Raw genomic sequence first — 13,317 nt, forward strand, 5'->3', positions numbered from 1 at the left:
TTGTGCCCATCACATACATCAATCGACACATATCCCCCTCTTTAACCTGCTGCATAAAACAGCCAATAGCATTCTTTTAAGTGGATCACACAGCACCGTAAAAAGACCATAAAAAACGTGATGAAGTTAAAGTAAAACGTTTTCACCAATTTCATTTAGTAAAACTTTTACTAATAATTACCTCAGTCCAAAAATACTCGTATTCACTACGACCCAATTACGCATAAGAACGTCGGTCAGCAAACTGCATTCAGACCGAGAGAGAGGCAACGTGAACAACTGGGAAAACTTCCTGAACTTACATGAGAACCGTATGGCACCACGTGCTTACTTCTTCTCATACGCATCAGAAAAAACCGCTAAAACATTTCAACGTGAACTAAGCAGCCACTTCCAACTACTAAGTGGTCAATGGAATTTCAGCTACTTCACTAACCCGCTCTTGGTTCCTGAAGAGTTTTACTCTCAAGAGATGAGCGATTGGGGCCACATTACGGTGCCAAATATGTGGCAGATGGAAGGCCACGGCGATCTTCAGTACACAGATGAAGGTTTCCCATTCCCAATTGATGTACCTTTCGTACCGTCAGATAACCCGACAGGCGCATACCAACGTTCGTTCTTCCTTGGCGACAGCTGGAACGAGAAACAAACCATTATTAAATTCGATGGCGTAGAGACCTACTTCGAAGTTTACGTAAATGGTGAGTACGTTGGTTTCAGCAAGGGCAGCCGCCTAACCGCTGAATTCGATATCTCTAGCCACGTAAAAGCGGGCAACAACCTACTTTCTATTCGCGTGATGCAGTGGGCAGACTCCACCTACATTGAAGACCAAGACATGTGGTGGACAGGCGGCATCTTCCGTGATGTTTACCTTGTTGGTAAAGAACAACTTCACGTTCAAGACCTAATGGTTCGTACTGATTTTGACGACGCTTACCAAAGCGCGACCCTTTCGTGCAACGTTGCTCTAGAAAACCTAGCAGCAGCGACTAACGCAACTCTTGAGTACGCATTGCTTGATGGCAGCCAAGTTATCTCCCAAGGCTCAGTAGATAACTTAACTGTTCCTAACCAACAGACTGGCGGCAATGCGAACACTCAATTCTCTATCGATGTCGTGAACCCTGTTCAATGGAATGCTGAAAACCCATACCTTTACCAACTGTTGCTGACGCTAAAAGACACAGACGGCGAAGTGCTAGAAGTGATTCCACAGCGCGTTGGTTTCCGAGACATTAAAGTTCGCGATGGTCTGTTCTACATCAACAACAAATACGTGATGCTGCATGGTGTAAACCGTCACGACAACGACCACCTGAAAGGTCGTGCTGTGGGCATGGATCGCGTTGAGAAAGACTTGGTGTTGATGAAGCAACACAACATCAACTCAGTACGTACTGCGCACTACCCGAATGACCCACGTTTCTACGAACTGTGTGACATCTACGGCCTGTTCGTGATGGGTGAAACCGATGTCGAAACTCACGGCTTTGCTAACGTTGGCGACCTAAGCCGCATCACTAACGATGCAGCATGGGAAGCGGTGTTTGTTGAACGTATCGAACGTCATATCCACGCTCAAAAGAACCACCCTTCTATCATCATGTGGTCTTTAGGTAACGAATCAGGCTACGGCTGCAATATCCGCTCTATGTACGATGCGGCAAAAGCGATTGATGACACCCGCTTGGTTCACTATGAAGAAGACCGCGATGCTGAAGTGGTCGACATCATTTCAACCATGTACTCACGTGCTCAACTGATGAATGCCTTCGGTGAATTCCCGCACGAAAAACCACGCATTATCTGTGAATACGCACACGCAATGGGTAATGGCCCAGGTGGCTTAACCGAATACCAAAACGTGTTCTACAAGCACGATGCAATTCAAGGTCACTACGTTTGGGAATGGTGTGACCACGGCATTCTAGCGCGTGATGAAGCGGGTACTGAGTTCTATAAGTACGGCGGTGACTACGGTGACTACCCGAACAACTACAACTTCTGCATGGACGGTTTGATCTACCCAGACCAAACACCGGGGCCAGGCTTAAAAGAGTACAAGCAGGTTATCGCACCAGTGAAGATCCGTGACTTCAATGCTGAAGACGGCACCTTCACAGTAGACAACAAACTTTGGTTCTCAAACATCGATGACTACACCATCACTGCGGAAATCCGTGCTGAAGGTGAAACCATTGCTGTGCAACACATCAAGATTGAAGAACTGGCAGAAAACTCGAGCCGTGAACTGACACTTAACTTGCCACAACTTGATGAGCGCGAAGTGTTTGTGAACTTTACCGTGCGCAAGGATTCTCGTACGCCTTACAGCGAAGCGAACCACGACATCGCGGTGTATCAATTCCAAGTGAAAGAGAACACAGCACAGCTAGAAGCCTTCACTAACAACAATGCGACAGCACTGAATGTGGAAGAGTCTCGTTTAGCTTACCTAATCAAAGGCCACAACTTCGCACTGAACTTCTCGAAAGTGAACGGCAAGCTGACGTCATGGTTGGTCAATGGCGAAGAGATGATTAAGTCAGAACCACGAATCAACTTCTTCAAGCCAATGATCGATAACCATAAACAAGAGCACGATGGTTACTGGGAGCCTGCACACTTGCAAATTATGCAGGAGCACTTCCGTAGCATTGACCTTGAATGCGTTAACGTTGAACAGGTAAATGGCAAGGTCGAGATCACCACCACCAGCATCATTGCTCCACCAGTATTCGATTTCGGCATGCGTTGTGAATATCGCTACCAAGTTAATGCTGAAGGCCAATTGAACGTTGAGCTAAGCGGCGAACGTTACGGTGAGTACCCTCATGTAATTCCTGTGATTGGTTTTGATATGGGCATCAACGGCGACTTCGACCAAGTCCAATATTACGGACGCGGCCCTGAAGAGAACTACCAAGACAGCAAGCAAGCCAACATGATTGATGTGTACCAATCAACCGTTGCAGACATGTTCGAGAACTACCCGTTCCCACAGAACAACGGCAACCGCCAACACGTTCGTTGGGCTGCGCTTTCAAGCCGCGCGGGTAATGGTATTGCAGTAAAACCACAGCAAGAAATCAACTTCAGCGCATGGTTCTACACCAACCAAAACCTGCACCAAGCACAACACACCATTGAGCTAGAGAAAAGCGGTTACATCACGTTAAACCTAGATCACCAAGTGATGGGCTTAGGCTCTAACTCTTGGGGCAGCGAAGTGCTCGATTCTTACCGCGTTTACATGGACGAGTTCCGCTACGGTTTAACTCTGATTCCATTCCAAGCAGGCGATTGCGATGCGCAGCACCTAATCAATCACAACTTTGGCGATGAGTTTTTTACGGTGAATGCACCAAAAGCTCAACCACAACTGAACGAGGCATAAGCGATGATCGTTTTAGAAAACTTAGAACAATTTAAAGTCGTCTACCGCGATGGTCGTAAATGGCAACGCTGTGTAGAAGCGATTGAAAACATCGGAAACATCAAAGATGGCGTGATGTATTCAATTGGTGATTCACTGGCTTACATGATTGAAGACGGTGTGGCTCGTAACACAGAAAACTTCACCGGTAATCGTCGTTACTTCGACGTGCACTACTACCTAGAAGGCCGTGAAACGGTTGAATTCGCAGCGAAATCAGAGCTAGAGCAGATCCAAGCTTATAGCGATGAAACCGACCGCGAACACCTAATGGGGAACGGTGAAACTCGTGAACTAGCTGAAGGCCAAGTGGCGATCTTTGACAACAATCAGGCTTACCGTTTCCACGGTGATAACCGAGTTCGAAAAGTGGTACTGAAAGTGACCATTGAAGACGGTTACTTCCTCAATAAATAAACAATAACGCTATCTATTCACAGTATGTATCGAGCCTTGCCGTTCAAGGCTCCAACATGCTGAACAAAGCCTCAATGCTTCCTCCCTACAAGGAAGCATTGAGAAATAACGACTATAATTACGTGATTCCTCGGAGGACACTATGTCTGAATCTGTACGCGGTAAGTTAGGCAAATTTGCCCTACTCTCCATGACATTTGCAGCGGTATTTAACGTTCGCAACATTGTAAACAACAACATCGAATTGGGATTGAGTTCAGCCCCTATCTTTTTGCTCGCGACCCTTATTTACTTCATTCCGTTCGTGTTCATCATTGCTGAATTCGTATCAGCAAATAAAAATTCTGAGTCAGGCATGTATGACTGGCTAAAAAAACCACTAGGCTCAAAAGCAGCCTACCTAGGTTCCTTCCTATACTGGTTCGTAAACCTTTTCTGGTTTGTATCCCTGCTACCAAACGTAATCGCCTATGCGTCTTACGCGATGTTGGGCTATGAATACGCCTTCTCGCCAGTCGTCACATCGGCTATCTCGATTGCTCTGTTTGCTGCAGCAACTCACATCTCAACCAAAGGCGCGAGCTGGCTAGGTAAGATTGCCGAGATCGTGGCCTACGGTGTATTCGCTCTGTTTGCAATCTACGTTATCGGTGCACTAATGGCACTGGGCGGCAACCATGAGCCAGTAGAACCAATCACGCTTGAAGCAATGACACCGACCATCAACTGGGCAACGCTAGGTATCATGTGTTGGATCTTCCAAGCAGCCGGTGGTGCAGAAACCGCAGCCGCTTACCTAAACGATGTTAAGGGCGGTCACAAGTCTTTCATCAAGGTTATCATTGGTGCAGGTATCGCAATCGGCGCAATGTACGCAGTGGGCTCTCTTCTAGTAAACGTATTCGTTGCTCGTGATGAACTGACCTACGCTGGCGGCATGGTTGAAATCTTCACAGGTATGGCGAACTACTTCGACATTTCACAATCTCTAACGGGTCGCTTCGTCGGTATTATCCTATTCGTTGCTATGTTCGGTTCGATGATGATGTGGACAGCAGCTCCAGTAAAAATTCACTTCTCTGAAATCCCTAAAGGTGTTTACGGCGAGAAGACAACAGAGCTTAACGAACACGGCGTGCCAGTACGTGCAGCTTGGTGGCAGTTCGCGTTTGTATTCGTGATGCTTGTGGTGAACGGCTTCGGCTCTGAATCTGTACAAGACATGATGAATACAGCAATCAATCTAACAGCAGGTACCGCAATGCTACCGCCAATCTTCATCATGGTGGCCTACTTTGTATTCCGCTTGAAACACGACGACACACCGCGTGATTTCCGCATGGGTACTCGAGTTCAAGGTATGGCAGTGGTATCGGTACTGATTGGTATCTTCATTGTGAGCATGACAGCATCGGCATTCCCGACAGGTGTTGACCTTGTTCAAGCCTTCTTCATCAACGTCTTCATGACAGCGGTATTCTCTGGTATTGCATGGTGGTGGATCTCTCGCTTTGAAAAGAAGCAAGCAGGTAAAGAAGCAAAGCTAGAAACCGCTAAGCAATCGTAGCACTCTGCATCCCCCCCAACTTTAAAAGCGCCTAACAAGGCGTTTTTTTTGTTTTAAATCAGACAATTAAAATCAATCCCGAGAAATAAAAACGGCGTTCCGTCAAGGTTTCAGTTCACGAAAAACACCAATTAATAGGTAATAAAACTCGAATAAAAACCAAGGTAAAATATTAACTAAATTTATTTACTCAAGGTCACATATTTGATCAATTTCGATTAACTTCCCGCCGCTTAATCTTTAATCTTCTTGCTGAAGAGACAAACTGATTCATATAAAGAAAGCGACAAAAAAGCCCCTACACGCCTTATAAATCGTCGCTCATGAAACAAGCAATCTCTTCAATGAACTTCTTAATCTTTAACTCTTTGTTTTGGTAATAAGTTTACTGAAATACCAAAGAAAAAAATCCCAAAGAAGTCCGATCGTAAATCTATAAAAACAACAATGAGCCAACCCTGACAAAACAAAGCGGGTGTTTGCCAAACCAACATAACAATAAAAGTGCGGCCTAGAGCTTCCCTCTCTAGGACCAAGTTATAACGATCATCAACGTGATTCACCGGAGAACATCATGTCCGAAAATAAACGCAGTACGATAGGCAAATTTGCCCTACTGTCTATGACCTTCGCGGCGGTATACAGCTTCAATAACATCATTAATAACAACATCGAGATCGGCCTTTCCTCAGCTCCGATGTTCTTTCTAGCAACCATCTTTTACTTTGTGCCATTTTGTTTGATCGTTGCAGAGTTTGTGTCACTGAATAAAGACTCTGAAGCGGGTGTTTACTCTTGGGTTAAAAGCTCTCTAGGCGGCCGCTGGGCGTTTATTTCAGCTTACACCTACTGGTTTGTTAACCTGTTCTTCTTCACATCTCTGCTGCCTAGAATCATCGCTTATGCGTCGTATGCGTTCTTAGGCTTTGAGTACATATTCACGCCAATGACCACCGCGATTCTGAGTACCATTTTGTTTGCGGTCGCGACTCATATCTCGAACAACGGCGCGAAATTACTGGGCCCTATCACTTCACTAACATCCTCACTGATGCTGCTGTTAACGATGTCTTACATCTTGTTATCTGGCGGTGCTTTGGTAGGCGGTATCGAGCCAGCTGACCCAATCACCATTGAAGCCATGACACCAAGCTTCAACTGGGCATTCCTTGGCGTAATCACTTGGATCTTCATGGCGGCAGGCGGTGCAGAATCGGTCGCGGTTTACGTTAATGACATCAAAGGCGGTCACAAGTCTTTCGTTAAAGTCATCATCATTGCCGGTATCTTCATCGGTGCGCTTTACTCGGTAGGATCTGTGTTAGCAAACGTGTTTGTTTCGCGTGAAGAGCTTAAATTCACAGGCGGCTCAGTTCAGGTATTTGAAGGGCTAGCAAGACACTTTGGCCTGTCTGAAATCTTGATGAACCGTTTCGTTGGTGTGGTTTCATTCACGGCGATGCTGGGCTCTCTGCTGATGTGGACGGCAACACCCGTTAAGATTTTCTTCTCTGAAATCCCTAAAGGTATCTTCGGTGAGAAAACGGTCGCTCTAAACAAACAAGGCGTTCCAGAGCGTGCGGCTTGGATTCAGTTCTTGATTGTGATTCCACTGATGTTCATTCCGACACTGGCGTCCGATACGGTTCAAGATCTGATGAGTACCATTATCAACATGACAGCTGCAGCATCGATGTTGCCACCGCTATTCATCATGATCGCGTACCTTAATTTACGTTTGAAGTTGGATCACTTACCTCGTGATTTCAGAATGGGCTCACGTATGACAGGCATTACCGTGGTCTCGATTCTGATCGGCATTTTCACTGTTGGCTTCTTTGCGTCAACCTTCCCAACAGGTGCTGACATCATGACCATCATCTTCTACAACGTGGGCGGGATTGTTATCTTCCTTGGCTACGCGTGGTGGAAGTACGGAAAATATGAAAAAAGCTTATCTCCAGAAGAGAAAAAACTAGAAGCAAAACCTGAACCGGCGAACGCTTAGTTTACCCTGCACTCTGATTTAAACTTCGGGCACTCTGACTTAAACTTCAGGCACTCACATTTGGTGAGTGCCTTTTTATTTGTCGGTACATTTCCACTAACCATCTCGATTAAATCAAAGCCATTCAAGAATCAAAACATTCGAACCAACAATCTAACCACCCATCAAACAATTCACCTCCCGAATACTTACAACCCTAGCCATACCTCTGCAAATTCAACTGAAAGTCAAAATAAAAACAAAGTAAATATTTACTAAAAATAGATCACACTTTTAAACTTAATTAATTTTAAACATCAAAATTATCATTAATATTGGTTTGCGATCGTAAGTAACCTGACCAATACGCCTTGAAGAGCACCCCATATTAGAAGTCAGAACTGCTTGCGAACCTTCATTTATAACCCCGACACAGAAGTGATTAAAATGAAAAGTAGTTTTACTAAAAACACTCTTATTACAAGCTGTATTCTTGCTGCCTTAAGTACCACTGCCCACGCGGAAGAGTCCGCAGCAAACCACAGTGATACTCAGCCTCCTCAGACAGAAACTGAAACCCTATTTAACTTTTATGGTGAGCTTGGCCTTGGTGGTCACGTGGCACTCGAAGGTGATGATAAAGGCCGCTACGCAGACGGTACTTACATTGAAGCTGGCTTGGCTATCGAGCACGGTAATTGGTTTGGTCTTGCTTATATGGAGGGCTGGACAGTACAAGCCGATGACGAAGGCAATGCTTGGGCAACGGGCCACGGCTGGGGCGGTTTTGAAGGTGGTTTCAACCGCTTTTACGCTGGCTACCGCACAGATAACAAAACAGAATTCATGATTGGTCGTATGGACTCTTCATTAGATGACGTTCAATGGTGGGGTGACCCTACGGTTGAATACGGCTACGCGATCTCAAACACGCGAGACGTGCACCTTGGTGTGAAGATTCAAAACCTAGAAGGCAAGCTTCGCTACAGCGTTTCTTTCGCGCCAGAGTCTGACTTCTCGGAAGACGATGCTCTTGTTCACTTCGGTAAATACGACAGCTTCGCAGACCAATGGAAAGATAAGAACGCCATGGTCAATGGTTACCTTCAATACGATCTGACCGACGACTTAACCCTAATGGGTGGTGGTGAAGTTCGTAACAACGATGGTGGTGAACTATTGCTATTGGGTGCTGAGTACAAAAACTTCGCCACTCGTGTTTGGCACGATACAGATAAAGGCAACCAAGAGTCTTTCGGTAGCGAGTCTGGTATTCAAACCAGTGCATGGTACGAAGCGGCACAAGGCGTTTACCTATCTGCAGCCTACAACTACGCAAACTTTGACGGTGACAATGGCGACAAAGAAATCACCTCTTACATCAATGCTGGCGTTTGGTATGAATACGGCAACGGCGCGTTTGCGACTGCTTTCGATAGCCGCTTTGGCGTAGGCAGCGACACTGAAATCGGCGACGCTCAGGTGTTCGCAATGCAATACTTCTACTGGTAATAACAGGAATTGATCATGAAACTGAATAAATCATTCGCAGCTCTCGCTATCGGTGCAGCCCTTGTCGTTACTGGTTGTGCTTCAAACTCAATCTCTGGCTCAGGCTCAGGCTCTGACACAGAGCAACTGCAAGCCAACGAGTTTAAGAACGTTATCGACCGTACTGGCTCGCCAGAATACATGCGAGATTACGACTTCGATGACCACCAACGCTTTAACCCATTCTTCGACCTAGGCGCATGGCACGGTCACCTACTGCCAGACAGTGCAGAAGGCATGGGCGGATTCCCAGGTACAGCACTGCTTACCGAAGAATATATCAACTTCATGGCTGATAACTTCGACCGCCTAAGCGTGTTCAAAGACGGCAAAAAAGTGGCTTTCACTATGGAAGCTTATAGCCTACCGGGCGCATTGGTTCAGACGCTAAAATCTGACGATGTGACCGTAGAAATGACGATGCGTTTTGCTTCAAACCGTACCTCTCTGCTAGAAACAAAAATCACTACCGACTCACCGGTTGAATTAGTGTGGGATGGTGAACTGCTAGAAAAGACGCACGCCAAAGAAGGCGTGGCACAAACCGACAAAACAATCGCTGAAACTTACCCTGAGTATGACCGTCAAATCGTCGCAACCGACGATGGCCTAAAGGTGACCTTCGGTAAGGTTCGTTCGACATGGGATCTACTGACTTCTGGTGAGTCTGAATACCAAGTTCACAAGTCGATTCCAACGAAAACCACGGTTGATGGTTTAGCGTTTACTTCAACGGCAAACATTGAAGCATCGACGACTATCTACACCACATACTCGCATGTTCTAACGGCAGAAGAAGCGCAAGCGGAACAGCCTGAAATCAAAAAGATCATGGCAAACCCTGCCGACTTCTTAGCCGCATCAGCAGAACGTTGGGAAGGCTATCTTGAGATGGGTTTAACCAACCCGAACGCGACACCAGAGCAAGAGCGTGTTGCGGTTAAAGCGATGGAAACCCTAAACGGTAACTGGCGTGGCGCTGCAGGTGCGATGGAGTTTGACTCTGTGACACCATCCGTGACGGCGCGTTGGTTCTCGGGCAACCAAACTTGGCCTTGGGACACATGGAAGCAAGCCTACGCAATGGCTCACTTCAACCCAGATGTAGCGAAAGATAACATCCGCGCGATGTTCGCTTACCAAATTCAGGCTGACGATGCCGTTCGTCCTTGGGATGAAGGTTACGTGCCCGATCTACTCGCTTACAACCTAAGTCCAGAACGTGGCGGCGATGGCGGTAACTGGAATGAACGTAATACCAAACCAAGCCTAGCAGCATGGGCAGTAATGGAAGTCTACAAAACCACCAGCGACGAAGCTTGGCTAGAAGAGATGTATCCAAAACTAGTGGCATACCATGATTGGTGGCTACGCAACCGTGACAACAACGGCAATGGCGTTCCAGAGTATGGCGCTGCTCGTGACAAAGCACACAACACACCTGAAGGTGAAATGTACTTCACCGTGGTTCGTGGCGATAAGCACGAAACAGTCGTAGGCCAAGCTGAACTGGATAAAGTGGTAGCAGAAGGCAACTACGATTACATCGAGAGCCCAGCTCAAACCGCTGCGTCTTGGGAATCAGGTCGTGATGATGCAGCAGCCTTCGGTTTCATCGATAAAGACCAGCTAGACGCGTACGTTGCTAACGGTGGCAAGCGCAGTGATTGGGATGTTGAATTCGCTCAAAACCGCGCTGAAGACGGCACTTTGCTTGGCTATTCATTGCTGCAAGAGTCCGTTGACCAAGCAAGCTACATGTACAGCGATAACAAGTACCTAGCAGAAATGGCTGACATTCTAGGTAAAGACGCAGAAGCGAAAGAGTTCCGTGAAAAAGCAGAGCACCTATCGAACTACATCAACACCTGTATGTTCGACGAAGGCACTAACTTCTTCTATGACATTCGTATTGAAGACAAGCCTTTAGCCAATGGCTGCGCAGGCAAACCGATTGTCGAGCGTGGTAAAGGCCCTGAGGGTTGGTCACCACTGTTCAACGGTGCAGCAACACAAGCTCACGCTGATGCAGTGGTCTCTGTGATGAAAGATACCTCAGAGTTCAACACCTACGTTCCACTGGGCACAGCAGCGCTTTCTAGCCCAGCATTTGGCCCAGATATTTACTGGCGTGGACGTGTATGGGTAGACCAGTTCTACTTCGGCCTAAAAGGTATGGACAGCTACGGCTACCGTGACGATGCGATTGAAATGGCAGGCGCATTCTTCGACCACGCCGATGGCTTGGTACAAGACGGTCCTATCCGTGAGAACTACAACCCGCTAAACGGTGAACAACAAGGTGCTCCAAACTTCTCTTGGAGTGCTGCCCACCTATACATGTTATACAACGATTTCTTTACTGACGCAGAGTAAGTAAAAACCTATACCTGTCTTCTGAAATTCAATGAAAATCTAACCTCATAAATTTCAGACTTTGGCACTCAGTTTCTCGCTGAGTGCCTTTTTTATATCTGAAGTAACGTAAGCGAAAAACAAGCACTTAGACCATTTGGCCTACCATGATCCTTTTACTCTGTTCGTTGTACTCAGCTAACACAGGCAAGCTTTTACTCACAAAAAGCAAAGAGTGCTCTTGCTATGAAATCCCATTCAAAAATTTCATCACCCTCACTGAAATATTGAATTCTGAAGACTTATTCGAATTTTATTTATCCTTATTAGCCTTCCGGACATTAATTTGATAGTCGTTTACTAAATAATAGCTAAACTATAGTGTCGCCTACCCCTTTTTTGAGAAAACCTAAATGCCTAATGCTGATTCCACCCTAAACAAACGTATGGGAATCGTTGCGCTCACCTGGCCAATTTTTATCGAAGTTCTTTTAAGAACCGCACTCAACACCAGTGATGTATTCATGTTATCGGGATACTCGGACAAAGCCGTGTCTGCCGTTGGTGTTATTTCTCAGATATCCTTTTTCCTGATCATTGTCTCGACCATGGTCAGCAGTGGTACGGGTATTCTAATCGCGCAATACAATGGTGCTTCCCGCACTCAAGAGAGCGCTCACGTGGGTGTAGCAAGTATCATTCTGGCCATTATTGCCGGTGTGCTACTGAGTGTGATTGCCGTTCTTGTTGCTGAATATTTTATCCCGCTTTATCAACTCGAACCTCAAGTCGAACAGTACGCGCAAGAATACCTGTTCATCAGTGGTGCTCTCACCTTCAATGTAACCATAGGTGTGGTTCTCACCACTATTTTGCGCAGTCATGGCTATTCAAAGTCACCGATGGTGATCAATATGATTGCAGGTGTCATCAACGTATTCGGTAACTACTGTGCCTTATATCAACCTTTTGGTTTGCCTGTATACGGCGTGCAAGGGGTTGCGACCGCGACCGTCATTAGCCAAGTAATCGGAATGTTGATCTTGATTGGTGTGGTCAGAAGCAAAGGGATTTATCTACCAGTGAAGCAGTTTAAATCTGTGCCGAAAGCCATCTATCAAAAAATCATGAAGATCGGCTCGATGAACGCTGGAGAAGTGCTCTCTTATAACATGGCTCAGATCAGCATTACCTTCTTTGTAGTGCAGATGGGTACGTCTTCACTGGCTGCGTTTACTTACGCACAAAACATCGCTCGCCTCTCTTTTGCGTTTGCACTGGCAATTGGTCAAGGCAGCCAAATCCAAACAGGCTATTACATTGGTAAGGGTTGGATCGACGAGATTACCAAGCGCGTGCAACGTTACTTTGTGGTTGGCTTTATCGCGTCAACCGCGATCACCTGCATGGTGTATGTGTTCCGTTTCGAAATTCTCGATCTGTTCACGCAAGATCCAGAGATCATTGCGCTAACGGCGGCACTGATTGCAGGTTCCATCATTCTTGAAGCTGGACGAGTATTTAACCTTATCTTTATCTCTTGTCTAAAGGCTGCTGGCGACATTAAATTCCCGATCAAAATGGGCATTCTCAGCATGTGGGGCATTGGGGTTGCCATGAGCTATTTGCTTGGCGTGCATTGGGGTTATGGCGTATTGGGTGCTTGGATGGCAATCGCGATGGACGAGTGGTTCCGTGGAATCATCATGGCCTATCGCTGGCGAGCTAAGAAATGGACTCGATTCTCTTTTTAGGTTGTTGTTGATACGTCGAAATTTATCTCGACCAAAAGAAAAAAGCGCTAGGGGGAGCTAGCGCTTTTAAGACCAACTAAGTCCGTTTAGCCTGGTAGATTTTTAAGCTATATCATGAGGATATAACCATTTTTTTTACTTAGGTAAATCAAAAAGCCTATTCTTTACGACTGCCTTGAGTCGTAAATTAAGTATAGTCGGGTTGTGAAAAATGGAAGGAATTATTTCATTTATTTTTGTCGCA

At 46.1% G+C, this 13,317-nt stretch carries 7 protein-coding genes; all 7 read left to right on the top strand.

The window, feature by feature from the left end; genetic code table 11:
• Positions 1-271: 271 nt before the first annotated feature.
• Positions 272-3,403, top strand: coding sequence for a beta-galactosidase subunit alpha (ebgA, locus tag ACED41_RS00885; protein ID WP_371724339.1), 3,132 nt, complete (start codon positions 272-274; stop codon positions 3,401-3,403).
• Positions 3,404-3,406: 3 nt separating this feature from the next.
• Positions 3,407-3,859 (top strand): beta-galactosidase subunit beta, encoded by a 453-nt coding sequence (locus ACED41_RS00890; RefSeq protein WP_017066026.1) that lies wholly within the window; start codon positions 3,407-3,409, stop codon positions 3,857-3,859.
• A 142-nt stretch (positions 3,860-4,001) separates the two neighbouring features.
• The gene (locus ACED41_RS00895; RefSeq protein WP_017063320.1) at positions 4,002-5,426 is read left to right on the top strand and encodes an amino acid permease; all 1,425 of its coding nucleotides are present in this window, start codon (positions 4,002-4,004) and stop codon (positions 5,424-5,426) included.
• 574 nt (positions 5,427-6,000) lie between these two features.
• Positions 6,001-7,434 (top strand): amino acid permease, encoded by a 1,434-nt coding sequence (locus ACED41_RS00900; protein WP_017069519.1) that lies wholly within the window; start codon positions 6,001-6,003, stop codon positions 7,432-7,434.
• Between the two features lie 426 nt (positions 7,435-7,860).
• Positions 7,861-8,925: a protein YgjJ gene (gene ygjJ, locus ACED41_RS00905; protein ID WP_004734431.1), complete on the top strand. Its 1,065-nt coding sequence runs from the start codon at positions 7,861-7,863 to the stop codon at positions 8,923-8,925.
• 15 nt (positions 8,926-8,940) lie between these two features.
• On the top strand, positions 8,941-11,340 hold the full coding sequence (gene ygjK, locus ACED41_RS00910; protein WP_371724340.1) for an alpha-glucosidase: 2,400 nt from the start codon (positions 8,941-8,943) through the stop codon (positions 11,338-11,340).
• A gap of 392 nt (positions 11,341-11,732) precedes the next feature.
• Complete coding sequence (locus tag ACED41_RS00915) at positions 11,733-13,073, top strand: MATE family efflux transporter (protein WP_017060807.1); 1,341 nt, start codon at positions 11,733-11,735, stop codon at positions 13,071-13,073.
• Positions 13,074-13,317: the final 244 nt, after the last annotated feature.

The organism is Vibrio sp. 1F255, from assembly GCF_041439145.1.
Classification (GTDB): domain Bacteria; phylum Pseudomonadota; class Gammaproteobacteria; order Enterobacterales; family Vibrionaceae; genus Vibrio; species Vibrio crassostreae_C.

What these genes read in the sequence shown, in the direction of transcription:
- ACED41_RS00890 (WP_017066026.1), top strand. Translation starts at nt 3,407, where the DNA reads ATGATCGTTTTAGAAAACTTAGAACAATTTAAAGTCGTCTACCGCGAT.
- ACED41_RS00895 (WP_017063320.1), top strand. Translation starts at nt 4,002, where the DNA reads ATGTCTGAATCTGTACGCGGTAAGTTAGGCAAATTTGCCCTACTCTCC.
- ACED41_RS00900 (WP_017069519.1), top strand. Translation starts at nt 6,001, where the DNA reads ATGTCCGAAAATAAACGCAGTACGATAGGCAAATTTGCCCTACTGTCT.
- ygjJ (WP_004734431.1), top strand. Translation starts at nt 7,861, where the DNA reads ATGAAAAGTAGTTTTACTAAAAACACTCTTATTACAAGCTGTATTCTT.
- ygjK (WP_371724340.1), top strand. Translation starts at nt 8,941, where the DNA reads ATGAAACTGAATAAATCATTCGCAGCTCTCGCTATCGGTGCAGCCCTT.
- ACED41_RS00915 (WP_017060807.1), top strand. Translation starts at nt 11,733, where the DNA reads ATGCCTAATGCTGATTCCACCCTAAACAAACGTATGGGAATCGTTGCG.